We start from the raw sequence: 23,648 nt of genomic DNA, 5'->3' as shown, positions 1-23,648 counted from the left end.
TCTGACCTCGCCGTATCGTTGGCCCGTCTCTTGTGGAGAGTGACCGGGTGGGAGATGATTCCCGGCCGTGACGATCTTCCTCGCCGTCGTGCTCGGCGTGTTCCTCTGCGTGCTCTACCGCCTCTTCATCGCCCCCGGACGGGCCGACCGCTGGGTCGGCGAGCACTTCAGGGCCTCCGACTACGGGCTCGTGCCCCGCGCACGGCTCGACCCGAGCCGCCCCGGCCCGCCCTCGCCGCCGTACCGGCGACAGGAGAGGCAGGCCGTGGCCGACGCGGCCTGGCAGGGGAACTGGCGGGCCGCCGAGGCCTACGTCACGGCGGCGGGCGACGACTGGGACGAGCGCTGGTCCCGGACCGAACTCCTCCAGGAGGTCGCCCGCGAGGACGACGCCTGGCTGGACGCGTGGCGCGCGGCCGAGCCGGGCAACTGCGACGCGGCGACCCTCCACGCCCGGATCATGGTCCACCGGGCCTGGGAGATCCGGGGCGGCGGATTCGCCCACGAGGTCCCGACGGACCGGATGAACCAGTTCCGCGCCCTGCTCCCGGCCGCGATCGAGGAGGCGCGACGGGCCGCCCTGCTCGACCCCGCGAACCCGGGCCCCTGGGTCGTCATGGTCGCCGCCGCCCGGGGCGCACAGTACGGCCGCGCCGAGTTCCGGCCGCTCTGGGACGGCCTCGCCGCCCGGGCGCCCCACCACTACGAGGGGCACTGGCAGGCCCTCCAGTACTGGTGCGCCAAGTGGTTCGGCAGCGACCGGCTGATGATGCGCTTCGCCCGGGAGGCGGTCCGCGAGGCTCCGCAGGGCAGCCCGCTCGCCGGTGTGTACCTGCACGCCCTGAACGAACTGACCGACCGCCCCGCCGCCTCCCCGCTCCCCGCCACTCACGCGGCGAAGAACCGCCTGAAGCGGATCGCGGCCTCCTTCGACGAGGTCGACCCCGACGACGAACGCCTGCCCGTCCTGCGCCACCTCCTCGCGCACCACATGCTCAAGTCGAGGATGTACGGGCCCGCCCTGAAGCAGTTCCGCCTCATCGGCCCGTGGTGCGGCGCCGAACCCTGGCGCGAGGACGGGGACCCGGTGGCGGCCTTCGAGACCGCCCGGGGCACGGCGGTGAGACTGTCCCGCGCCCCCGCCACCCCGACGGTCGATTCCCACGGGATAGGTCGCTAGCGCCTGTCCGGCGGAACCACACCGGGGGCCGGAGTGCCGGTCCGGGTCACGGAAAGGGATGCGGCGCCCGCAGGAGCTCCGCCTCCGTGAGCGCGCGGGAGCGGTGCCCGCCCCGGTGGAGGGCCGTGCGCAGCCGTGGCATCAGCAGGGCCCGCTGCCGGTTCCAGCCGAAGTCGATCGGCAGCAGCCCCGGCACCACCGTGGCGACCGTCCGCAGCCCCGCCCGTTCCTGCTCGGGCGTGGTCTGGTCGACCACCACGACGTCGTGGCCCGCCCGGACCAGTTCGTCCACGACCGCGCCCGCGTCGTCCCGCAGGTCCCCGGTGCGGGGCCGGCCGCCGCCCTCCCACTCCCCGTACACCTCGCCGAACGGACGCGCCTCCGAAGGCTCCAGGTACGCGCGCGCGTACGCGGCCATCCGGGGCAGCCCGTAGAGCTGCGGATGGTCCTTGAGGTGGCGTACGAGGGAGAAGTCGTCGGCCATCGCCTCCAGTTCGGCCCGGCGCTCGGCCGTCTGGCGGGCCAGGTGCGGAATGTAGCTCAGCACCTCCGACAGGGCGCCCTCGACGGCCGACCCGGGGTCCAGCGAGGCGGCCGCCGCGAACGACAGCGTGCCCGGGCCGCCGTCCCGGCGGACCCCGACCACCGTGACGGCGGGGACCGCGAGGTCGATCCGGTTGTCGAAGGCGTGCACGTCGTAGCCCTGGAGCGCGGCCCGCTCCACCATGGCGGCGACCGTGGGCCCGCCGACCGTCGCCAGGTCGATCCGGGGCAGCCGGGCCGCCCCGTACCAGCCGTTCAGGAAGGAGTCCCGCTCGACGAGTTCGAGCAGACCGCCCAGGACCGCCTCCTCCAGACAGCCGCCGATGGCACAGCCGTTGGAGCACTCGAAGACGAAGTCGTCGTCGGCCGCCGGGATGCTGTAGTAGACCAGCCGCGACGGCACCAGGACCGGACGCCCGTCCCGCAGCGACCAGCCCCGCTCCCAGGGAATGGGCCGGGCCGGGTCGAAGGGCCTGACCATGGGGTCGTCCCGGTACGTCTCCGGGGCGTACAGACCGCACGCCGCCGGGTCGACCGCCTCGTCCCCCAGCGCCTCGTACGGGGCGACGACCGGCGCCCGTCCGGTGCGCCGGCGGGTGCCCGCGTACCGTTCGAGGCCCTCCAGGAACGCCAGCCGGCGGCTGGTGGCGAAGGAGTTCTCCTGCCCGCTCCAGGTCACGTCGTGCAGTCCCGCGTACCCCCGGACGAACACGCTCCCGGCCACCGGGGCGGTCGTGGACGAGGTGACGTCCGTCCAGGTCCCGGCCCCGAGCGCGCCGCAGACCGGATTGGCCAGGGCGTCGACGGGGAGCGGGTACGAGAAGGCCGACCGCAGCCGGTAGCCGTCCGGGTCCGGTTTGGGGCGCGGGACGAGGGCGAGCGGCGGGGCGCCGCCGTTCTCCGCCGGATCCCGCCCTCCCGGCCCGCAGTCCGGGCAGAGCGGGTCCGCGAGGAGCGGGTGCGTCCTGACGAGCAGCGTCGCCAGGTCCACCCGGGTCACCTGCGGCAGCGCGCGGTCCGCCGGGTGCGCGGCGGGCGGCACCGGGCGCGGCCCGCGCAGCAGCGCCTCGCACAGCGCGGCCACCGCGTCGTGGACGTGCCCGGTGAGCGGCGGCCAGGCGGCGGCCGGACGGGGCCCGTCCGGACCGCCGGTCTCCAGGGCGTCCCGCTCGCTCCGGCTGCGCAGCCGCTGCCACCGCAGGGCCAGGCAGTGGCCGCAGGCGGGCGCGCTCCCGTCGCCTCCCCAGGGCCCGAGCAGGACCGCCGACGCGCTCAGGTGGACCAGGGCCGACGGCCGGTCGGCGGCCCACGGGTCCGGGGCCCGGCCGCCCCCGGCGCCGACGGCCCCGACCGGCACGACCCGGGGCGCGCCGGCGCCGAACCGGCCGTCCAGGACGGCCTGGAGGGCGTCGCGGGCCTCCGCCAGCGGATGCGGGAGCACGGCGGTGGTCATGAGCTCTTCGTCCAGCGGAAGAAGCGCGCCGCGACCGCCCCGAAGAGCACGCCGAACACCACGAGCCCCGCACACCCCACCCCGATGTCGGAGAGGCCGCCGCGGCCCGTCAGGGCGGCCGACACTGCGTCGTTGAGGTAGCGCAGCGGCAGGACCCGGGAGACGTGCCGCAACCACTCCGGCATGGAGTCCAGCGGGAAGAAGGAACCGGAGAGGAACGCCATCGGCAGGATCAGGAAGTTGGCGATGCCGGCGACCGACTCCGGCGTGTCGGCGATGCTGCCGATGATCACCCCGAGCAGCAGGAAGGTCGTGATGCCCAGGACCAGGACCGGGACGAGCAGCGGCCACCGCGAGGCGGGCACCAGCCCGAACCCCGGGAGCATCGCCACCCCCACGAACAGCACCGACTGCACGAGCCCCACGCCGAGCGCGAGGACGTACCGGGAGCCGATGACGGAGGACAGCGGCGCGGGCGACATCCGGATCATCCGCAGGATGTCGTCCGCGCGCCACTGCATCAGCGTGAACGCGATGCCGAACACGGCGGCGTTCGCGACGCCCCAGGACAGCACCCCGGAAGCGGTGTACGACAGGTACGAGAAGCCGCTCTCCTCGACGGCCTTCCCCCGGAAGACGAGCCCGAAGACGACGAGGAAGAGGAGCGGGAAGGCGAACGTGAAGAAGACCGTCGTCTTGTCCCTGACCTGCGCGCGGTAGCCCGCCGCGGTCAGCGCGGAGTAGGCGCTCATGCCTGCTGCTCCTGGGTGTTCGGGGCGAGGGGGTCCCGCCGGGCGGTGAGTTCGAGGTAGACGTCCTCGAGGCTGGGCGTACGGGTCTGCACGCCGTCGAGACCCGTCACGGCGTCGAGGGCGGAGAGCACCTTGCCGGTGGAACGCGTCTCCAGGACGAGGTGCCCGCCCTGCACGGCGACCCCGTCCACGCCGGGCAGGGCCCGGGCCCGCTCCTCGTCGATCCTGCCGAGCGGGACGAGCAGTCGGCTGCTCGCGCCGAAGGTGCCGATCAGGTGCTGCGGCGCGTCGGTGACGACGAGCCGGCCGGCCACCAGGATGCCGACGCGGTCGCAGAGCGCCTCCGCCTCGTCCAGGTGGTGCGTGGTGTACACGATGGTCCGGCCCGCCGCCTTGAGGCCCCGCAGCACCTCCCACAGATCCCGCCGGCCCTCCGGGTCGAGCGCGGCCGTCGGCTCGTCCAGGAAGATCAGCTCGGGGCCGTGGACCAGCGCCGAGGCGATGGCGAGCCGCTGCCGCTGCCCGCCGGAGAGGTCGTCCACCCGGACGCCGTGCCGCCCGCCGAGCCCCACGGACTCCAGGGTGGCGTCGACGGCCGCCCGGTCCGCCCCGAACAGCGCGGCGACGGTCCGCAGGTGCTCGTGGACGGTCTGCCGCACGAAGAACGCCGAGGACTGGGTCTGCACGCCCATGCGCGGCAGCAGGGCGGTGTTGCGCGGCCAGGGCGGCTCGCCGAACACCGAGACCGTGCCGGAGTCGGCCCTGCGCAGCCCTTCCATGATCTCCACCAGGGTGGACTTGCCCGCCCCGTTGGGCCCGAGCAGCCCGAAGAACTCACCGCGCCGGATGTCCAGGGACACCCCGTCGACGGCCTTCCGGCCGCCGTAGCTCTTGGTCACGCCGGTGACCTCGACGGCCGGGGGAGCCCCGGCGGGGCCGGTGGTGGGGGAGGAGCTCATCCGAATACCTCATTCGTGGATCGCGTGGTCTTCCGCGGGGGAGGGCGTGGGGCGGACGGGGGCGGGTCACCGCGACAGCAGCAGGACGACGGCCGCGCAGACGCCGCCGGCGGCGAGCAGCACCAGGGCGGCCGACGCGACCGCGTAGGACGCGTAGAGGCGGCGGGCGCGCGGCGGATAGGCGGCGACCGCCCCCCGCCCGCGCCGGCGAAGGGCGAGATAGGTACGGGTCTCCGGGGCGAGGTGCGTGGTGCCCAGGAGGTGGCTCAGGATCCGGTACCCGTCGAGCGGCGGCAGCGGGACCAGATTGCCCAGCGCCTGCACGATCCCCGCGAAGAGCATCCCGGTGAGCAGCGGCCGCGCCGGGTCCGCCGCGTCCAGGAGCGCCCACCAGAGCCCGACGGGCAGCAGGAGGAGCAGGTTGACGTGGGCACCGGCCGCCGCGACCACCAGTTTCGCCCGACGCCCCGGCAGGAAGGGGTAGTTGTCGACCGTGCAGTACATCATCATCGCCGGGAACCGCCAGCGCAGCCCGATCTCGGTGACCACCCCGCCGTAGTGCCGGGCCGCGACGCCGTGCGCCAGCTCGTGCAGGCAGACGCTGAACCAGAGCAGGACGGCGAACGGGACCAGGACCGAAGGGCGGGCGAGGAGGGCCGCCAGCCCGTCGAGCAGGGCCGCCGGACGCGCGAGGACGGCGACGGCCATCACCGCGTACGCGACCACGAGGGGGAGCTGGACCCAGGGGTTCAGCAGCGGCGACAGCAGCCGGTGGAGCCGCCCGGCGGTCGCGTGGGCGTCCGCGACCGTCCGCCGGCTGCCCTTCCAGAAGGTGCCGGTGCGGGCGGGCGGCGGCTCGGGCGGCGCCGGGTCCGGCGCCCCGGCGAGCAGCCCCCGGGCCCCGAGCAGCCCGAGCAGCCGGGTCCACTGCGCCTCGGGGAGCCGGAGCCGGAACCGCTCGGCGTACGCGGCCACGACGTCGTCCGCGTCCCGCGTGCCGTCCAGCAGACCCATGACGAAGCGCTCCTTGGGCCCCACCTCGAACGCGGCGCCGCTCACCGGGTGCTTGACGAGGTGGACGGTCCGCGGTCCGCGCAGCACCGGCGGACCGATCAGCACGCCCGGCCGCATCGCGGGCCGGTAGGCGCGCGCGGCCGAACCGCCTGCCGCGGAGCGGTCGTTGCTCGTCCGGTCGACGGCGCTCAAGAGACGTCCTGCTTCCCGTGGTCGGGCTCCCGCAGGACCCTGCCCAGGACGAACGACAGGTACGCCTCGTCCCGGATCGTCACGTGCAGCCGGTTGTTCGTCATGTGCATGTACGGGGAGAGGAGCCGGGGCAGCACCGCGGGCACGTGCGTGACGGGCACGAGGGGAGCCGCGTCCGGGTCCTCGGCGCGCTCCTGGCCGGTGTCCTCGCGGGCCGGCCCCTCCCAGGCGGGAAAGACCAGGTCACCGCGCCGGGTGAGGTCCACCACCCGCTCCCGCAGCTCCAGGCAGTGCTCGGCCCAGCGGCGCAGGAACACCGGCAGCCCGGCCGTCCCGCCGCCCGCCACGGCCTCCCGGATCCGCGCGAACCGGGCCCCGAGGGAGGGCGCCGTCCGCTCGTACGTGCGCTCGTACTCGGTGGACCCGATGAAGCCGGTCCCCGGGAACAGCCGGTGCCAGAAGGCGTAGTAGGAGTCGAGGTAGTCCGCGAGCCGCTCCTCCTCGGGCAGGAAGCAGCTCGCCATCACCATCATGAGCTGCGCGGACGTCCCGAGCAGCACCGTCCGCAGGTGCAGGTTCATGCTCCGGTACGCCTCCAGGACCAGGTCGCTGGAGTGCCGGAAGTGCCACTCGGCGAGCTCCACCCCGGCGGGGCCGCCGTACTTGGCGTACTCGGGGGCGTACGCCTCGTACGAGAAGGAGTTGTTCGGCCGCAGGTTCATCCGCCCGTCCGCGCCCGTGTAACGGGCCCGGTCCTCGCCCGGGAACTCGATGTCGAAGAGCGAGTCGTAGAAGTCCTTGAGGAAGCCCGAGTCGACCTCGTAGAGGGCGGGGCGGGACGTCAGGAACCCCTGGACCGCCTCCTCGGCGCGCCGGCGCACCTCGGCCTCGGCGCCGGGACCGCTCGGGCGGAGCCGCAGCCGCACGTGCGGCCCCTCCAGCCAGTAGGTGATGAAGAAGTGCCCCGCCAGCAGGCCGTCCTCGGTGAGCCCGTCGACCAGCGGGCGGACGCAGTCGACGAGGAGGGGGCGGGGGTTGGCGGCGTAGAAGACGTGCAGCGCCAGCCAGGGGGAAGGAGCGGCCCCCTCCGGGGCGGGGCGGAAGGCCGCGGGCTCGGTCAGTTCGGGCATGACGGGGCGACCTCCGGGCCGGACGACGGGACGGGACGGGACTGCGGAACGGGACGGGGCCGCGGGGTGCGACGGTGTGCGGGGGCCCGGCGGGCGGTGAAGGTCTCCACCGCGAGTTCGGCCACGTGCCGGCCGCGCTCCGAGGTGACGTGGAGCCCGTCCTCGGCGGGCAGCATCTCCTGGAACGCCACCCGGACACCGGGCTCGCGCTCCACCAGGGCGTCGAACGCGGCCAGGGACAGCGGGCTGTCGAAGTCGACGTGGACCGGCTTGGCCCCGACCGGCCCCCGGTCCGCCCGGGAGACCGTGGCGAAGCAGCGGTCGGGCAGGCCGTGGGACCGCCGCCACCGCTGCCAGTCCAGGTAGTGCTCCTCCTCGCCCGACCCCGGGCGGCGGACCGGCAGGACCTCCGCGGGCGCGGTCCAGCTCCGCCGCCCGACCACCACGTCCCCGTGCCGGATCCGGGGCCTGCGGGTGACCCCGTCCACGGCCGCGCCCTCCGGCACCCCCGCCCACACGTCGAAGGGGGCCATGGTGCTCGGGGAGAGCAGGAGCAGGGTGCGGGGGATGTCGGGGAGCGCGATCGGCACCAGGTAGCCGAGGTAGACCGGCACGACCTCGCGGCCGAGGCGCCGGGAGCGGAGCACCAGCCGCCCGGCCGTCTCGTCGTGCTCGACGTACAGGTCGTCGAGGTGGATCCGGGCCTCCTCGGGCACGGTGCCGGTCTCGCCCGGACAGACGATCCGGTGGTCGGTCAGCCGCCCGTGCAGGTTCAGGTTGCTGCTGACCGGCCCGCCGGTGACCTCCGCGAACACCGCCCCCTCCGGCCGCCGGGCCGCCGTCTCCCCGCGCAGGGCGTCGGAGAGGCCGGGGCCCGCCGCCCCGGCCCCGTCGTACAGGTGGGTGAACCGGCTGAAGGGGAAGGCGAGGCCGCCGTACGACTTGTTGAGCACGACGAGCGGCCGGCCCCCGGCGGGCCGGGAGAGCTGGAGGTGGTGGCTCTGCGGGACGAAGTGCCCGGTGAGCGGAGCGAGTTCGCCGGCCGTCTCCGCCAGCAGGCCGCCGGGCAGCTCGACCTCCTCCGTCCCCGGTCCCGCCTCCCGCTCCCACAGGGCACGCACGCCGTCGTGGAAGCGGCGGCGGGCCCGGTCGAGGGTCCGCATCTCCTCCTGCCCGAGCCAGTTCTCCTCGGGCCGGTACGTCCCGTCCTCGTCGAAGGGGACCCGCCGGGAGGTGAAGGAGACGTACTGGTCGAAGAAGTCCTCGTGGAAGTCGTGGACCAGGCCGAGCAGGTCGTCGCAGCGGCCGCCGCGCCCGTACCGGGCGACGAAGAAGCCGAGCAGGGCGATCCGCTGGGGGAGCGTCAGGTCGAACAGCGGCAGCACCCCCTCGACGGCCCGCAGCGCCCGGCCGGTCTCCCCGCCCAGCACGCCGGCGCCGCAGACCAGACCGTCGCCCGCGCTGACGTCCTCGTACACCAGCGTCTGCGGCAGGGACGGCTCGGCGGCCCCCAACTCCGCCTGGATCTCCTGGAGCCGGCTCCGCAGCGTGCCCAGCAGGGCGCGCCGCTCGTCGACGCCCGCCCCCGGGTAGCGGGCGAGGCAGTCGGCCGGGCCGTCCAGGAGGTCCGCGAGCCGGTCGGCCCACGGTGCGCCGAGGGAGCGCAGGGCGTCCTGGTAGGAGCGCAGAGGATCCCCGTCGTGCACGTCCGTGCGGAGCACCGGGACCTGCACCATGCCGACGTCCAGGAGGGCCGAGGCGTACCGCTCGCACACCGCGCGCCCCGCCCCGTGCTCGCCGTCCAGCCAGTCCACCAGATCGCGGTGGCGCACCTTCCCGTCCCGGCCGCCGAGCCACTCCAGGAGCCGGTCCAGGGTGCCGCTGCCGCGCAGGAAGAACAGCCGGTCGCGGACCGCGTCGAAGGTGACGGCGGCCCCGTCGTCGCCCGCCGTCGTCACGTGGCGCACGTACCGGATGCGGTCGGCGTCCCGCTCCCAGCCCTGCGAGAGGACCACCGGCAGGTCCCGGCGGCGCTCCGGATCGGCGGTGACCAGCTCGGTCAGCCGGGTCAGCACGACGACGTTGAGCCGCACGCGGCTCACCCACTCCCCGTCGACGCGCAGACCGGCGTCGTGAGCCGGCTCCTCCGCCGGACCGCTCGCGAAGGAGGCGAGGCCGACGCCGGTGAAGGTGCTGAAGGGGCTGGTCTTGCAAGCCGTGCGGTAGAGGTAGGTGAGCGCGGAACGCTCGATCTTGCGCAGGCGGTTGCCCGGCCGCGGGCTCGTGTCGCGCAGATAGGCGTCGAGGCGCGCGTCGAGGGCGGGCGAGGCGAGCAGCAGGCCGTGGCGCAACCGCTCCTCGGCGAGCACGCGGCGCAACGCGCCCCGGCTCTCGCGGAGTTCGCCGTCGAGCAGCTCCGCCCCTTCGGCCGTCAGCTCCGCGAGCCGTGCCCGGCCCCGCAGCCACCGCGCGGTCCGCTCGCCGGCCTCCCGGTCGAGCCCCGCCACCAGGCGCACGGCGGCGTCCGGATCGGCCGGAAGCCGGTTGTTGAAGATCCGCCGCCGCAGGTCGAGGAGCGCGCGGCGCACTCCGGCGTCCCCGTCACCGTCCCCGGGCGCGGCGGTCGCTCCGACCAGGGCGTGCAGGAGGTCGCCGAGCAGCGCCCCCTCGGCGGCGAGGCGCTCCTCCTCGTCCAGTACGGCGTCGGCCCAGCGGCGCGTGCCCGGGCAGCGCAGCCCGTGGACCGTCTCGACCGGAAGACCGGCCACGCGGAGCACGAAGCGCCTGCCGGGCTCCCATCTGGCCTCGGCTGTGTCACGGGCGTCCGGGACGCCGGACTCTGTGCGTGTCATGGGGAATCCTCCGAGGCCGTCAGGCGATCTCGTGGCGGAAGTCGGCGGGCCCGGGCCGTTCGTGACCGAGGGCCATGATGAGCAGCGGGGCCTCGTCGCCGTCCGTGAGCCCGAGCCGCTCGGCGTACGAGACGTTGTCGAAGCCCAGCGCCACGCCCGCGCCCAGACCCAGGGCCGAGGCCGCCAGATAGAAGCTCTGGGCGACGGCCCCGGCGGTGGCGACGGCGAGCCGGTAGCCCCGGTCGCCCACGGCGTCCAGGACGGCGGTGGTCCGCACGGTGGGCACCAGGACCGCCCCGGCCTGCTCCAGGTTGTAGTTGGCCAGGAAGTAGTTCTCCTGGAGGAACGGACCCTGCGGCCCCGTGACGACCGCGCGCAGGTCGCCGCGGCCGGGGTCGTACGCGTACGCGCCCGGCCCGATCCCCGCCACGTGGTTGACGAAGACGTACAGCCGGGCGAGCCGGTGCTCCCCGGCCGGATCGGCGTCACCGGCCAGCCGGGTCCCGGCGCAGGCCGCCAGGACCGACGACAGGTGCCCGGCGGACACCTCCCGGCGCGCGTCGAACCGCCCGAAGCTGGAACGGCGCTCCCGCAGGGCCCGGCGCACGCCGGTGCCGGGGAAGGCCGGTGCGGGCAGGGGTGTGCGCACGTCCCCGTCGGCCGTGTCCGTGAGGGCCGCGGCGGCGGCCAGCGCGCCCGGGGCGGGCCGGGCGGTGGCCCCCTCCAGGGTCGCCCGGTGCATCGCGCGCACCTGGGGGAAGTCGAGGAGGGTACGGGAGCGCTCGGCGTCCCGGTGCCGCACGGCGGGGCGGTGGTCCGGGTCCGTGCGCGGGGCCTCCGGGAGGGCGGCTCCGGGGCGGGCGGCTCCCGGGTGGGCGGTCCCGGGGCGGGCGGTCTCCGGTCCCCCTCGCCCGGACCCCGCCCCGTCCCAGCGCAGCGGCACCACCGCGAACACCGCCTCCTCCTCGCCCTCCACCCCGAGCAGCCCGTTCAGGGCGGGCTCGTCGAACCACAGCGCGGGCGCGAGCCGCAGCCCCCGGGCGGCCGCCCAGATCCGCCAGGTCTGCGCGAGGGTGCCGAGGTCGGTGCAGACCACGTGGAAGCAGAAGCTGTTGTACTTGAAGGAGTTCTGCCAGTACTTGACGCCGAGGATCAGGTACTGGTCGGTGTCGAGGGCCCCGTCGGGCGCGTCCGGCCCCAGCGCCTCGCGGACCCGGCCCGTGACGTCGCCGGTCAGCAGCCGTTGCAGGGCGTGCCGCTGGACGTCGTAGTGGTGGAGGCCCGGGGTGAGGGGGCCGGAGGGGCCGGACGCCCAGTGGACGCTCACCGGGTAGAGCCCGCCGCCGCCGGCCGTGCCGCGCGACCAGTTGGCGTGGTGGTAGTACGGCAGCCCGGCCAGATCGGTGTTGGCCTGGACCCCGAGACGGCGGCCGGTCAGCCCGTACGAGTCCTTCAGCATCGCCGACAGGAGCGGGAGGCCGAACCCGGCGCGGGGCTCGGGCACGGGGCCGCCGGCGGCGCCGGGCAGCAGACCGGGCGCGATCGGCACGTCCGGGAGGTCCTCGGTCTCCGGCAGCGCGAACGCCTCCGCGCGCGGGTAGTACTTGCCCCGGCGCGGACCGTCCGCCCAGTTCACGACGTGGTCGGTGGGCTCCATCGGAACGCGGCCGCGGTGCAGGACGGCGTGCGCGTACTCATGGGCGTACCCCACGGGATCCCCCTTTCTCCCGGTCTCCCCGGGCGTCGGGCGTGCTCGCCCGGTCGGATGGCCTTGCCCGGCGGGGCGTCACGGGAAGGGGTGCGGGCCGGGGTTGAGGCCGGCCCCGGTCAGGTCGTCCGGCCGCAGCCCCGCCTCGCGCAGCGCGGTCCGCGTGCGGGGCATGTGCCGGGCGCGCTGCCGCGTCCAGCCGAAGTCGAGCGGCAGCAGACCGGGCACGAGCACCTTCACGGTGTGCAGCCCCAGGGCGCGCTGCTCGGGCGCGGTCTGGTCGACGACGACCACGTCGAATCCGGCGGACGTCACCGCCTCCACCGCCACGAGCAGGTCGTCCCGCACGTCCGCGCCGATCGCCCCGAACCCGGGCGGGCGCAGATCGGCCACGGCCACCGGCGCCGGGGGCGAGGGCCGACGGAGCAGGAAGTCGGCGTGGCGGCCCATCTCCGGCACCGCGTACACCAGCGGATGGTCGTGCAGACCGGTGATCCTCGTGAAGTCCTCGGCCATGGCCCGGTATCCGGCCTCGTTCCGCTCGAACCGCTGGAGGAGCTGCACCGAGTCGGTGGCGATCTCGCACAGGGCCGCGGCGAGCGCCGCCTCCGGGTCGAGGGACGCCCCGGCACCGAAGCACATCCGGGCCGGACCCCCGTCGAACCGCTCGGCCACGCCCGTCACCACGGGCACCGGGAAGGTGATCCGGGTGTCGAAGAACCTGGCCCGGTACCCGTACAGGGCCATCCGGTCCACCATGACCCGGGTGCGCGGATCGGCGCTGGTCGCCGGGTCGATCTCGGGGAGCGGCTGCCTGCCGTGCCAGGCCAGCAGGAAGGCGTCCCGCTCCAGGACCTCCATCAGGCCGCCGAGCACGGCCTCCTCCAGGCTTCCCCCGGAGGAGCAGCCGTTGGAGCTCTCCTGGACGAACCGGTGCTCGATCCCCGGCTTGTGGTAGTACGCGAGCACCTCGGGCACGGCACGGGGGATCCCGTCCCGCAGCGACCAGCCCCACACCCACGGGACGGGGCGGTCCGGGGCGAACGGCGGCACCCACGGGTTGGCCCGGTGGAACTCCTCCGCGTAGAGGCCGGTCTCCCGGGGGTCGACGGCGGTCGGCCCCAGCTCGTCCAGGGACGCGGTCAGGGTGACGGCGCGGCCCCGGGCCCGCATCCCCGCGAACCGCTCCAGACCTTCCAGGACGCCGATCAGGGTGCTGGCGCGGTACGTGTCGGCGTGACCGCCCCAGAACGTCTCCCGCAGGTACTCCCCGGACCGGCTGGAGAAGCAGCCGACGGTGGCCGAGGTGGTCGGCGAGGTCACGTCGCACACCACCGACGGACCCACCGCGCCCCAGTGCGGGTTGGCGAACGCGTCCACCGGCAGGCCGTACGCCTCCACCGGCCGCACCCGCCCGGCGCCCGGCCGGTACGGGGGCGCGGGCCGCAGGACGAGGGCGGCCGACTCCGCCGCCACCGGCTCCGGGACGCCGCAGTCGGGGCAGTCCGGCTCCGGCACCAGCGGATGGTGCCGCACGGTCAGCCGCTCCAGGTCCACGAGCCACACGTCCGGGAAGGGGCCCCGGGCGTCCGGGGGAGCGGCGGCGAGCCCGGCGACCAGGGCGGCGACCGCCCGCGCGGCGAACGGCGTCCGGTGGGGCCACGGCCCCGCCTCCTGGGTGCCGCCGCGCAGTTCGAGCCCTTCCCGCAGGCCCACCGACCGCACGCCCTGCCAGCGGCGCTCCAGACAGACGCCGCAGCCGGGCCGGTCCGCCACGGGCCGGGGACCGACCAGGACGTGCCCGCCGTACAGGTGGACGGGGAGCGCGGAGCGCGGGGCGGTGTCCTCACGCCCCACCCGGAAGGCGTCCCGTACGCCCAGCGCCGAGACCGCGACGTCCGGGACCGGGCGGCCGGGCGCGGACGGCAGCTCCGCCAGGGCGCGGCGGAGGTCCTCGGCGAAGGCGCGGCACGCCTCGCGCCGGGCTTCCCCGGCCCCGTCGGCCGGGGCCTCGACGAGGTCAGCGGTCATCGCCGGCCGCCCTGGTGAGCAGGACCCGGACGGTGTGGACGCCGGCGGCGGGCAGGTCGGCGGCGTGCGTGGGCACGACGAGGGCGTCCCGTCCGGCGTCGGCGAGGCGTTCCAGCACGTCCGCCCAGGTCACGGCGGAGAGCGCGGGTGCGGGGGCGTCGGCCGTCACCGGGACCAGGGCCGCGTCGAGGTCCGCGAGGAGCGGGTCGCCGGTGTCGGGCCCGTCCTTCGCGCCGAGCACCCCCTCCGCGGCGAGCTGGGCCGCGCCGAGCAGGTCGCGCAGGGCGTCGGTGGCCGCGTCGGCCCGGTCCAGGGCGGCACCGACGGCCCAGCGGCCCGGTTCCCCACCTTCCTTCCGCCCTGTCGGCCGGGTCCTGGCGAGGACGACGGCCACCCCCGTGCGCTCCTCCTCCCCGAGGCCGAGGAGTTCGACGTCCAGGCCCAGGTGCCCGGCGGAACGCAGCAGGAAGCGGGTCTCGGGGGCCTCGTCGAACACGGCCGGGGGGATCACCGCCGTACGCCCCGCTCCCCGTACGGACCGCCGCAGCGCGTCGTGGGCGAGCGCGGACAGCAGGCCGGCCGCCGCCGCGTCCGGCAGACCGGCGCCCGCGCCCGCCCCGGCGCGGGACGGCTCGAAGCGGCGGTCCTGGTTGTCCGGGCCGAAGGGACGGACGGCGCCGGCCGGCACCCGGACCGGTTCCTTGGTCAGGAGCGACGTGGCCAGGACCCAGGAGGCCACCGGATCGCCCCCGGCCCCGGTGGCGGTGGTCAGCGCGTCCGGGTCCACCCGGTGGGGCGCCTCCTCGTGGCCGGCCGGGGAGCCGGACCCCGGAGCGGAGGCGGCGGGAACGGCGGGCACGACGTGTTCGGCGTACACCACGGCGGCGGCGTCGAGGGCGCGCAGCCGGGCGCCCGCCGTGTGCTGGACGTCGAAGGCGACGACGGTCCGCGTCCCGGCCGCGCCGAGGCCGACCTCCACGGCGCCGACCTTCAGCGGGGTCTGGGTCACCGGCTCGTCCGCGTACCGGGTGAAGACCCCGACGGACGGCCGGACCGCGAGCGAACGCCGGTCGAGGTCCGCCAGCGGCCCCTCGGTCGCGCCGTCCTCGGGAGCGGCGGCGACCACCGGCCGGAAGACCGGCCGCCCGGCGGCCTCCGCGAGGTCGACGGGCTCGGCGGGAGCGGCCGGCGTCCGGCAGAACGGACAGCGCGGATGGGGCAGCAGCCGCTCCGCCAGCACGTCGAAGGAGGCCGTGTCCTGGAGCAGCACCTGCCCCCGCGTCTCGGCCGGCAGCGCCTCCGTGACCAGCCGGAACACCTCGTACCCGAGCAGGTTCCCGAGCATCGCGGCGAGCGGGCCGCGCGGTGTGGTCCCGGAACTCCCGGGGGATCCCGGCCTGTTCAGGGCGAGTCCGCTCCACAGGTCGGCCGCCACCGCCGCGTCCCCCGTCGCGCCGAGCCGCAGGGCCGCGCAGGCCACACAGCCCTCGGCGTCCGGCGTGCCGGCCGGTCCGACCACCACCCGCCCGCCGAAGGTCCAGGCGGGGAGCAGGAGACGGCCCTCCGGAACGCCCCGGTCGAGGAGGGCGAGCGAGGTCCCGAACGCGTCGCGCCCGGCGGCGGCCACCACCACGTCGTACCCCGCGTACGCGTCCCAGCCGCCCGCCCCGCCGGAACCGGCGTCCGGCAGCACGGTTACCTCCGCCGGACTGCCCCCGGCGGTGAGCTCCTCCGCCTCCGCCCGGAGCGCGCCGAACTCCGTCGCCGTGGCGGGCCCTTCGGCCAGGGCGGCCTCGACGCCGACGGAGGCGCAGCCGTTGCGGATCAGGGAGAGGGCGCACCAGCGGGCGACCGGGCCGTCGCCGAGCACGGCGACCCGGGTGCTCCGGAAGGCGGCGAACCGGCCCTCGGCACCGTCCGCGTAGTGGTCGACGTACGCGATCTGCTGCGCGAAACGGGCGGCGACCGCCGGTTCCACGGACGCGTCCCCCTCGGCCGGGTCCGGTACGGGCCGGGCGAAGCCACGGGCGTACAGGGCCTTCACCAGGCTGCCCACCATCGCCTTCTGCGGCTCCTTGAAGCCCTCGCAGATCTCGGCCACGGTCCGGCTGCCGTCCAGGTGGGGGACGAGGAGGGTGGCGAAGCGGTAGGCGGACGGGGAGCCGACCTGGAAGCCGCCGTCGGCGTTGTGGAAGATCACGCCCTTGGGCGTCTGGGTGAACAGCACGTCGCGGCGCACCCTGGGCCGGGTGCCGGCGGTCTCCTCGTACGGCGTCGTGGGCATGCGGGGAACGCACCTCCGGGTCGGGGCCTCGTGGGCCGCGCGGAACTGAAAGGCGGGACGTACGGGGTCGGGGAGCACGGGCCGGTCGGCCGTTCCCCGTGGCGGGAGCGGAGCGTGAAAGGGGAGGGGCGTGCCGGGCGTCAGGTGGCGCCGGACGGCAGCGCGTGCCGGACCGCGGCGGCGAGGGGCTGCGGGGCGCCGCCCGTACGGGTGGAGCGGTGCAGCGCGTGGGCGCGGAACAGCGGGTTCATGCGGAGGGTCCCGGGCCGGTCCTCCTCGACGAGCCCGGTGTCGAGGAGCCGTTCGAGCACCTCCTCGGCGTCCGCCTCGGGGAGGGAGAGGGCTCCGGCCGCGTCCGGCGCGGTGATCCGCCCTTCGAGGCGCGCCAGCCGCAGGTGCGCGTCGGCGAGCGGGGCGGGCAGCCGGCGCAGGGCCCCGTCGAGGGCGAGCGGCACGGACATCCGGGGGTCGTCGGGCAGCGCGAGCCGGGCGGGCAGGTCCCGCAGCAGCCACGCGGCGTGGTCGGCCAGGCGCATCCTCGGCCGGGTGAGCAGCCGGGCCGCGACGATCCGCAGGGCCAGCGGCACGTGCCCGCAGGCCTCCGTGAGGGTGTGCACGGCGCCGCTCTCGGCCGCCACCCGCTCCTGCCCCAGGACGGCGGTCAGGAGCGCGCGGGACTCCTGCGGCGGCAGGGCGCCGAGCTGGAGCACCGCGGGCCCGTGCGTGGCGACCAGGGCGGCCAGGCCCATGCGGCTGGTGACGACGACGGCGCCGCAGCCGGTCGCGTCGAGGAACCGCCGGACCTGGTCCGGGTGCACGGCGTCGTCGAGGATCACCAGGGAGGAGGCGGGGGCGGCGCCGGAGGGGAGGAGCGAGCGCAGCTCCGCGGCGGCCTCGTCGGCGGGCCGGGGCGTGCCGTCGGGCGCGCTCAGCGGGAGCAGGACGGCGCCCGCCGGATACCGGTCGGCCACCAGGTGCGCGGCGTGCAGGGCCAGCGCGGTCTTGCCCATGCCCGGACCGCCCGAGACCACCGCGAGCACCGGGGCGGAGCCGCTCCGTCCGCCCTCGCCGAGGTGGCTCACCAGGGCGGCGGTCTCCCGGGTGCGGCCGGTGAAACCGGGGACGTGGGGCAGGCGCGGCCCCGGACGGCCGCCCTCGGCGGAGCGGGGTCCGGCCGGTGCGTCCTCCGGGCCGTCGGGCGAGCCGTGGGACGCGAGCGGCGCGGGTAACGGGAGAGCGGGTGCGAGCGACGCGGGTGACGTGGGTGCGGGTGCGGGTGACGCGGGCGTGAGGGTCACGGTGTCCGAGACGGGCCCCCGGGGTTCGTCGCCGCGCAGGATGGCCAGTTCCAGTTCTTGCAGTTCCGTACCGGGGTCGACGCCGAGTTCGTCCCGGAGGTGCGCCCTGATCCTCCGGTACTCGGCCAGTGCCTCGTTCTGCCGTCCCACCCGGTAGAGCGCCCGCATCAGTTGGGCGACGAGCCCCTCGTGCTGGGGGCGGGCCCGGGTGGCCTCCCACAGGTCCACCAGGACGTCGCGACATCGGCCCCGGGCGAGCTGGATCTCGCAGACGCGTTCCAGGACCCGTAACCGCTCCTCGACCAGCCGGGGCACCTCGTCGCGGTGCAGGAGCTCGGAGGGGACGTTGGTGAGGAGCGGCCCCCGCCACAGGTCCAGGGCCCTGCGCAGCAGGGGGAGTTCGGCCTCTCCGGCCCCTTCGGCCTCGGCGGTCAGACGGCGGAAGTGCAGCAGGTCGAGGGTGTCGCCGTCGGCGGGGAGGAGGTAACCGCCCGCGACCGCGGCCACGGCATGGTCCTCTATGCCGTACTTGGCGAAGAGGCGGCGCAGCCGCAGGACGCAGCTCTGGAGGGCGGCCTTCGCCGTCGCCGGCTGCTCCTCGCCCCAGACGGCCTGCCGGAGACGGGACGTGGGGACCACTTCGCCGGGGCGGACGAGGAGGGCCGCGAGGAGCGAGGTCGGTTTGGCCGGTGGGAGGACCACCACGTCACGCCCGTCGGTGATGCTGAGCGGACCGAGCAACTGGAAACGCACCGAGTTCCCTCCGTTGACGGTTGAACCCCTGCCGGACCTGGCCGCCACGGCGCTTCCGGGAGACGTGTCCGACGGCCGCGGGCAGGAAGGAGCACCTGTGAAGCCGTCTTCACGCGTGGTTCGGCCGTGTGGCAGTGGTGAGTGTCTACCTGCGTAGATCGCACGGTCAAGGGGGTCGGTGAAATGCCGGAGGAGCGCGGAGGGAGGCCGGGGCGGGACACGCGGCGGCAGCGCCACTGGTGGGGGCGCCCTCGACGACTTCCGGACGAACTCGCCCTCCCCAAAGGGGATTTGACATCCGTACGGAGTTCTCCGGGCGTTGCGGAGGTGTTCACGCGGGTCCCGGAGGGGCGGGTGCGGAGGCATGCGGAACGCCCGGTCGGTGCCCCTCTTCGTGGAGAGGGGCACCGACCGGGCGGGGTCCGCGCCGGCCGCGGGCCGGTGGACGCTGCGAGCCGACCCGGGGTCAGGCGGAGCAGGAGGTGGTGCTGCAGGTGGAGCTGGAGGTCGAGGTGGAGCTGGTGCTGGTGCAGCCGGCCAGTACGACCTCGCTGGCGTCCGAGTAGTCCGAGATCTCGAAGGTCTCGGCCTCGAGCTCGAGGATCTCGTCCGCGAGGGTGCTCAGGTCCTTGTTCATGGTGCCTCCCGATGAGTCAGGCGGATCGCCGGTCCGGTGACCTCGTGGGTACCGGTACGGAACCATTCCACCGCCCTCCGCTCACCGCTGGGCACGCCTTCCGCTGGCACACCGCTGACGGTTCGCTGACGCGCCGCCGTCCGCACGTCGTCGGTGTCGGCACGTCGTCGGTGCCGGTCGCGTCAGTCGCGGGAGTTGCCGAACAGGATGCGGTACGCGACCAGGAGGACGAACGACCCCGCGATGGCGGCGCCCCAGGTGGCGAGGTCGAAGAACTGGTTCTCCACCGGCCGGTCGAGGAACCGGGCGGAGAGCCAGCCGCCGAGGAAGGCGCCGGCGATGCCGATGAGGGTGGTGCCGATGATCCCGCCCGGGTCGCGGCCGGGCAGGAGGATCTTGGCGATGGCTCCGGCCAGGAGTCCGAGGACGATCCAACTGATGATGCCCATGGGTGGAGGCTGCCTTCCGTGCGGCGTCCGGGGCCTGTCCGGTGGACGGGCCCCGGAGGGGTGGTGTCCGTGCGCGGGGTCGTGCGGGCTGTACGGGGCCGGCTCAGGCGCGGGGCGCGTCGGGGCCGGAGGGGTTCGCCGGACCTGCCGGGCCCGCCGGGGGACGGGCGGTGTCGCGCGGGGCCGGGTGGACGATCCCCGTGAGCACGGTCGGCCCCTCGGTCGCGGACGGCCCCCCGGTCGCGGACGGCGCCGGCTCGGCCTTCATCGCGGCGGTCTCGCTCTTGAGGATCCTGGCCGACTTGCCCAGCGAACGGGCCAGCTCGGGAAGCTTCTTGGCGCCGAGGAGCAGGATGACGACGACGAGCAGGATGGCTATTTCGCTGATGCCGAACATGGTGTCCGTGTCCTCTTGGTGGGAGGCGGGGATGAGCGCGGGCGGTCGGAGGTCAGACGTTCACGCCGAAGTCGGCCGCGATGCCGGCGAGGCCGGAGGCGTACCCCTGGCCCACCGCGCGGAACTTCCACTCGGCGCCGTGCCGGTAGAGCTCGCCGAAGACCATGGCCGTCTCGGTGGCGGCGTCCTCGGAGAGGTCGTAGCGGGCGAGTTCGGCGCCGTCGGCCTGGTTCACGACCCGGATGAAGGCGTTGCGGACCTGGCCGAAGCTCTGGCCGCGGTTCGCGGCGTCGTGGATGGAGACGGGGAAGACGATCCTCTGGATCCCGGCGGGGACGGCGGACAGGCCGACCTTGATGCTCTCGTCGTCGCCGTCGCCCTCGCCCGTGAGGTTGTCGCCGGTGTGCTCGACCGAACCGTCCGGGCTGGTGAGGTTGTTGTAGAAGACGAAGTGCCGGTCGGAGACGACCTTGCCGGCCTCGTTCAGGAGCAGCGCGCTGGCGTCCAGGTCGTAGTCGGCGCCGGTGGTCGTCCGGACGTCCCAGCCCAGACCGACCACGACCGCGGTCAGCCCCGGAGCCTCCTTGCTCAGCGAGACGTTGCCGCCCTTGGCCAGACTCACACCCATGCCGCATCCCTTCGTACGGGACCGGGCGGGGCCCGGTCCCGGATGATCGAGTACCAGTGTCGAGAAATCTACAGCAGTGTAGAAAATTACGGTATGCGTCCGTGCGTCGGCCTGCGGGAAGCCGGCCTGCGGGAAGCCGGCCCGTGGGAAGCCGGCGCGACGAACCGACGGCGGCGGTGGAGGGCTACCCCTCGTCACCCCCGTCCTCTGCCTCGTCCTCGTCGTCGCCCTCGAAGAAGTCGCCCACCTCGTCGACGACTTCGGCGGCGACCATGCCGCCGACCACGCCGACGGCGAGTCCGGCCGCACCGACCGCCACCGCGGTGCCCACGCCGGACCCCGACCGGTGCCCGTCCCCGTCCCCATGGCCATGGCCATGGCTGTGAGCGTGGTCGCCGTACGGACCCGGGAAGGGGTGCGGGGCGTAGCGGTCGACGAGACGGTCGATCCACTCCCCGACCCGGGCGTTCCAGTCGATCCGCTTGACGTCGTGGTGGTCCACGGTGAAACGGGCGAGCGCGTCGCGCCCCTCGGAGAGGAGGCCGCCGCGCTTGTCGGCCTCCAGGACGACCTCCAGACCGGCCGGACCGGCCAGGAACGTCAGCTCGACCTCGTTGACCCGGTCCGCGTACCTCGGGGCCGGGGTGAGCTCGATCTCCTGGTAGAAGGGCAGTCGCTGACCGGTGCCGTCGACGCGGCCCAGTTCCAGGTCGGCCGACTTGAAGCCGAAGCCCAACTGGCCGAAGGCCTCCAGGATCGCCTCCTGGACGGGCAGGGGGCGGACGGCGAGCGGATCCAGGTCGCCCTTGTCCCGCGCGCCGGTGACCCCGAGCTCGGTGCGCACCCCGAGGACGATGCCCAGGCCCTGCCCGTACAGCTCGGTGATCGGCGTCTCCCACGGCAGCGCGAAGGAGAAGGGCACGCTGCGCCCCTCGTGCTCCGCGAGGCGGAAGCCCCCGCCGACGACGTGCCGGTGGAAGGCGACCGCGCCCTCCGACTCCCCGTCGTCGTGCTCGGCCTCCACGCGGGCCACGAGCTCCAGGGTGATGTGCTCGACGGCGAAGTCGGCTTCGCCTCCCCGGAGGTGGACCTGTCCGGCGAGGACCCCGCCCGGCTCCACCGCCCCCGGGTCGAGCACGGTGTCCACCGAGGGACCCCCTACGCCGAGCGAACCGAGCAGACGCTTGAACACCATCGGGCGTTCACCCCTTCATGTCGCTTGCGCGTCACGGCCCTTGAGGCCGTGACGCCTGATCATCTACATGCGTGTAGAAGCATAGGGGGTGATCACGACTGCGCCTGCCCTTCGTCGAGCGGGCCGAGAGGCGCGGGAGAGCCGCCCGGAACGCCCGCCCCCGGACCGGGCTGCGCCGGACCGGCCTGCGCCGGTACCGGCGGGGACGTGAACTGGCGGGCCTGGAGTTCGTACGCCGTCCGGAACGCTCCCGTACTCGTGGCGGGGTCCATGAGCCGTTCGAAGGTGCCCTGTTCGACGACCCGCCCCTCGTCGAGGACGTAGATCAGGTCGGCGTGGCGCACGCTGTGGAGGCGGTGGGTGATCAGGACCGTGGTCTGTCCGGTGCCGGCGAGCCGGTGGATCTGGTCGAAGACCCGTTGCTCGGCGGCCGGGTCGAGCGCGCTCGTGGGCTCGTCCACGATCAGGACGGTCCCGTCGCGGTACCGGGCGCGGGCGAGCCCGATCTTCTGCCACTGGCCGCCGGAGATCTCCTGCCCGCCCTTGTAGCCGCGGGCGAGCAGGGTGTCCAGGCCGCGCGGGAGGCCCGCGACGACCTCGTCCGCCCCCGCGCATCCGGCAGCGGCCCCGATCGCGGTGTCGTCCATCGCGGTGCCGGGACGGCCGATGCCGACGTTGACCCGTGCGGTGAAGGGCCAGCGGTAGAAGTCCTGGGCGACCATCGCGACGCGGTCGAAGACCTGTGCCCGGTCGGCCTCGGCCGTGTCCACGCCTCCCCAGAGGACCCGGCCGGTGTCGGGGAGCCGGGCCCCGCTCAGCAGCCGGACCAGGGTGGACTTGCCGCTGCCGTTGCGGCCGACGAGGGCGACCGTCCGGCCCCGGGGAATGACGAGGTCCACCTCGTGTAGGGACGGCTCGCCCGCGCCGGGATAGGTGAAGGTCACCTTCTCGAACCGGATCTCGTCGAACCGCTCGGGCAGGTCGCGCCCGCCCGTGGGGATGGCGCGCCGCACGGCCTCCTCGCACAGGGTCTCCAGATCGGCGACGAACAGGGCCTCCTCCTGGACCTCGGTGACGCGCAGGACGAGGTCGGTGATGCTGGCGGATCCGGTGCGGATCGCCAGGACCGCCGTACCGGCCACGGCGAGGTCCATCCGCCCGGTCCACAGCAGCAGCCCGAGGACGCCGTAGGTGGCGACCGTCGCGATCCCGCGCGCCGAGTCCGAGAACAGACCCGTGCGGGCGCCGATCCAGGCGAGCCGGGTCTGCTCCCGCTCGCTGGTCTCCGCCATCTGCCGGAAGTGCTTCAGGAGGAACGGCGCCACGCCGTGGACGCGGACCTCGGCCGCCGCCTGCTGGTCGATCAGGAGCCGGCTGATGAGCTGGCCGGCCCGCACGTGCTGCACGAAGCGGTGCCAACTGACGTACCGGTGACGGGCCATGGTCAGCGACCCCCAGGCGCTCGGCAGCGCCATGCAGACCAGCAGCGGGAGCAGGGCGGGGTGCAGCACGGTCAGGACGCCGGCCGCGGCGACCAGGGAGATCACGGAGGTGACGACGGCGGTGCAGTGGACGACCATCCGCCGGGCCGACTCGGCGCCCCACTGGGCGGAGTCCATCAGCTTGTGGAAGGCGTCGTCCTCGATCGCCTCCAGCTCCACCCCGGCCACCAGGCCGAGGTAGCGCTCGGTCGCCGCCCGCTGGACCTTCGGCTCCAGGACTCCGGTCGCGGCGGTCGACGCCGACTTGCAGGCCGATCCGAGGACCGAGAGGACGGCGACCAGCGCGAGCGCCGGGAGCGCCGCCCGCAGCCGGCCGGTGATGTCGCCGGGGGCGAGGAGCTCGACGAGCAGGGCGTTGACCGCGATCAGCGAGACGGCCTGGGTGACGCCGCGGGCGGCCTCGCCGACGGCGACGGTGGTGAGCGCCCGCGGGTCCGCCCGGCGGGCGAGGCGGACGGCGACCGCGACCTGCCGGGGCAGCGAGGCGGCCATGGAGCGGAGGCTGAGCCCGAGCCAGGCCCCGTTGTGGGCGCCCCACCCGTAGTCGTAGGTGAGCTCGCCGCCGAAGAGGAGTTGTTCGGAGGCCGAGGTGCTTCCCGCCGCCGTCGCCTCCGGAGCGCCGTTGCCGTGACTCATGCCGCCCCCCTCCGCTCCGGACGCGGTGAGGTGGAGGTGGAAGCGCGGGGGATGC

The 23,648-nt window shown here is 75.1% G+C and carries 17 protein-coding genes; 1 reads left to right on the top strand and 16 read right to left on the bottom strand.

Annotation, left to right across the window (positions count from 1 at the left end; all coding sequences use genetic code 11):
- Positions 1–67: 67 nt before the first annotated feature.
- Positions 68–1,180: a hypothetical protein gene (locus tag ACFYNX_RS12700; protein WP_388660781.1), complete on the top strand. Its 1,113-nt coding sequence runs from the start codon at positions 68–70 to the stop codon at positions 1,178–1,180.
- 46 nt (positions 1,181–1,226) lie between these two features.
- Here ACFYNX_RS12700 and ACFYNX_RS12695 read toward each other — a convergent pair whose 3' ends face one another.
- The 16 genes from ACFYNX_RS12695 to ACFYNX_RS12620 form a co-directional block, all read right to left on the bottom strand.
- Positions 1,227–3,176, bottom strand: a complete 1,950-nt coding sequence (locus tag ACFYNX_RS12695) for a TOMM precursor leader peptide-binding protein (protein ID WP_388660778.1) — start codon at positions 3,174–3,176, stop codon at positions 1,227–1,229.
- Complete coding sequence (locus tag ACFYNX_RS12690; RefSeq protein ID WP_125663821.1) at positions 3,173–3,928, bottom strand: ABC transporter permease; 756 nt, start codon at positions 3,926–3,928, stop codon at positions 3,173–3,175. Before ACFYNX_RS12690 ends, ACFYNX_RS12695 begins: the two co-directional genes overlap by 4 nt.
- Positions 3,925–4,887, bottom strand: a complete 963-nt coding sequence (locus tag ACFYNX_RS12685) for an ATP-binding cassette domain-containing protein (protein WP_388660775.1) — start codon at positions 4,885–4,887, stop codon at positions 3,925–3,927. Before ACFYNX_RS12685 ends, ACFYNX_RS12690 begins: the two co-directional genes overlap by 4 nt.
- A gap of 66 nt (positions 4,888–4,953) precedes the next feature.
- Entirely contained in the window at positions 4,954–6,018 is a 1,065-nt protein-coding gene (locus tag ACFYNX_RS12680; protein WP_388661541.1) for a metalloprotease, read from the bottom strand.
- Between the two features lie 71 nt (positions 6,019–6,089).
- Positions 6,090–7,223 (bottom strand): lantibiotic dehydratase C-terminal domain-containing protein, encoded by a 1,134-nt coding sequence (locus tag ACFYNX_RS12675; protein WP_388660772.1) that lies wholly within the window; start codon positions 7,221–7,223, stop codon positions 6,090–6,092.
- Positions 7,211–10,075: a lantibiotic dehydratase gene (locus ACFYNX_RS12670; RefSeq protein ID WP_388660770.1), complete on the bottom strand. Its 2,865-nt coding sequence runs from the start codon at positions 10,073–10,075 to the stop codon at positions 7,211–7,213. Before ACFYNX_RS12670 ends, ACFYNX_RS12675 begins: the two co-directional genes overlap by 13 nt.
- 19 nt (positions 10,076–10,094) lie before the next feature.
- A complete protein-coding gene (locus ACFYNX_RS12665; RefSeq protein WP_388660767.1) occupies positions 10,095–11,786 on the bottom strand; it encodes a nitroreductase family protein in 1,692 nt (563 codons plus the stop codon).
- 75 nt (positions 11,787–11,861) lie between these two features.
- Positions 11,862–13,814 (bottom strand): TOMM precursor leader peptide-binding protein, encoded by a 1,953-nt coding sequence (locus tag ACFYNX_RS12660; protein WP_388660764.1) that lies wholly within the window; start codon positions 13,812–13,814, stop codon positions 11,862–11,864.
- Positions 13,804–16,098: a TOMM precursor leader peptide-binding protein gene (locus ACFYNX_RS12655; RefSeq protein ID WP_388660761.1), complete on the bottom strand. Its 2,295-nt coding sequence runs from the start codon at positions 16,096–16,098 to the stop codon at positions 13,804–13,806. The genes ACFYNX_RS12660 and ACFYNX_RS12655 overlap by 11 nt, the downstream gene beginning before the upstream one ends.
- 140 nt (positions 16,099–16,238) lie before the next feature.
- On the bottom strand, positions 16,239–18,149 hold the full coding sequence (locus ACFYNX_RS12650; protein ID WP_388660758.1) for a BTAD domain-containing putative transcriptional regulator: 1,911 nt from the start codon (positions 18,147–18,149) through the stop codon (positions 16,239–16,241).
- A 466-nt stretch (positions 18,150–18,615) separates the two neighbouring features.
- Positions 18,616–18,786: a thiazolylpeptide-type bacteriocin gene (locus tag ACFYNX_RS12645; RefSeq protein ID WP_031128743.1), complete on the bottom strand. Its 171-nt coding sequence runs from the start codon at positions 18,784–18,786 to the stop codon at positions 18,616–18,618.
- A gap of 182 nt (positions 18,787–18,968) precedes the next feature.
- Positions 18,969–19,235 carry a GlsB/YeaQ/YmgE family stress response membrane protein gene (locus ACFYNX_RS12640; RefSeq protein ID WP_365543464.1) on the bottom strand — a complete coding sequence of 89 codons (267 nt, stop codon included), beginning with the start codon at positions 19,233–19,235 and terminating at the stop codon, positions 18,969–18,971.
- A 103-nt stretch (positions 19,236–19,338) separates the two neighbouring features.
- The gene (tatA, locus tag ACFYNX_RS12635; protein WP_388660754.1) at positions 19,339–19,632 is read right to left on the bottom strand and encodes a Sec-independent protein translocase subunit TatA; all 294 of its coding nucleotides are present in this window, start codon (positions 19,630–19,632) and stop codon (positions 19,339–19,341) included.
- A gap of 52 nt (positions 19,633–19,684) precedes the next feature.
- On the bottom strand, positions 19,685–20,260 hold the full coding sequence (locus ACFYNX_RS12630) for a TerD family protein (RefSeq protein ID WP_365543470.1): 576 nt from the start codon (positions 20,258–20,260) through the stop codon (positions 19,685–19,687).
- Positions 20,261–20,444: 184 nt separating this feature from the next.
- Positions 20,445–21,455, bottom strand: a complete 1,011-nt coding sequence (locus tag ACFYNX_RS12625) for a sporulation protein (RefSeq protein WP_388660751.1) — start codon at positions 21,453–21,455, stop codon at positions 20,445–20,447.
- A 92-nt stretch (positions 21,456–21,547) separates the two neighbouring features.
- The gene (locus ACFYNX_RS12620) at positions 21,548–23,593 is read right to left on the bottom strand and encodes an ABC transporter ATP-binding protein (protein WP_388660748.1); all 2,046 of its coding nucleotides are present in this window, start codon (positions 23,591–23,593) and stop codon (positions 21,548–21,550) included.
- Positions 23,594–23,648 lie beyond the last annotated feature (55 nt).

Source organism: Streptomyces sp. NPDC007872 (genome assembly GCF_042868165.1).
Lineage (GTDB): Bacteria > Actinomycetota > Actinomycetes > Streptomycetales > Streptomycetaceae > Streptomyces.
This window is presented reverse-complemented; position numbering and strand designations above follow the sequence as displayed.

What these genes read in the sequence shown, in the direction of transcription:
- ACFYNX_RS12695 (WP_388660778.1), bottom strand. Translation starts at nt 3,176, where the DNA reads ATGACCACCGCCGTGCTCCCGCATCCGCTGGCGGAGGCCCGCGACGCC.
- ACFYNX_RS12690 (WP_125663821.1), bottom strand. Translation starts at nt 3,928, where the DNA reads ATGAGCGCCTACTCCGCGCTGACCGCGGCGGGCTACCGCGCGCAGGTC.
- ACFYNX_RS12685 (WP_388660775.1), bottom strand. Translation starts at nt 4,887, where the DNA reads ATGAGCTCCTCCCCCACCACCGGCCCCGCCGGGGCTCCCCCGGCCGTC.
- ACFYNX_RS12680 (WP_388661541.1), bottom strand. Translation starts at nt 6,018, where the DNA reads ATGCGGCCGGGCGTGCTGATCGGTCCGCCGGTGCTGCGCGGACCGCGG.
- ACFYNX_RS12675 (WP_388660772.1), bottom strand. Translation starts at nt 7,223, where the DNA reads ATGCCCGAACTGACCGAGCCCGCGGCCTTCCGCCCCGCCCCGGAGGGG.
- ACFYNX_RS12670 (WP_388660770.1), bottom strand. Translation starts at nt 10,075, where the DNA reads ATGACACGCACAGAGTCCGGCGTCCCGGACGCCCGTGACACAGCCGAG.
- ACFYNX_RS12660 (WP_388660764.1), bottom strand. Translation starts at nt 13,814, where the DNA reads ATGACCGCTGACCTCGTCGAGGCCCCGGCCGACGGGGCCGGGGAAGCC.
- ACFYNX_RS12655 (WP_388660761.1), bottom strand. Translation starts at nt 16,098, where the DNA reads ATGCCCACGACGCCGTACGAGGAGACCGCCGGCACCCGGCCCAGGGTG.
- ACFYNX_RS12645 (WP_031128743.1), bottom strand. Translation starts at nt 18,786, where the DNA reads ATGAACAAGGACCTGAGCACCCTCGCGGACGAGATCCTCGAGCTCGAG.
- ACFYNX_RS12640 (WP_365543464.1), bottom strand. Translation starts at nt 19,235, where the DNA reads ATGGGCATCATCAGTTGGATCGTCCTCGGACTCCTGGCCGGAGCCATC.
- tatA (WP_388660754.1), bottom strand. Translation starts at nt 19,632, where the DNA reads ATGTTCGGCATCAGCGAAATAGCCATCCTGCTCGTCGTCGTCATCCTG.
- ACFYNX_RS12630 (WP_365543470.1), bottom strand. Translation starts at nt 20,260, where the DNA reads ATGGGTGTGAGTCTGGCCAAGGGCGGCAACGTCTCGCTGAGCAAGGAG.
- ACFYNX_RS12625 (WP_388660751.1), bottom strand. Translation starts at nt 21,455, where the DNA reads ATGGTGTTCAAGCGTCTGCTCGGTTCGCTCGGCGTAGGGGGTCCCTCG.
- ACFYNX_RS12620 (WP_388660748.1), bottom strand. Translation starts at nt 23,593, where the DNA reads ATGAGTCACGGCAACGGCGCTCCGGAGGCGACGGCGGCGGGAAGCACC.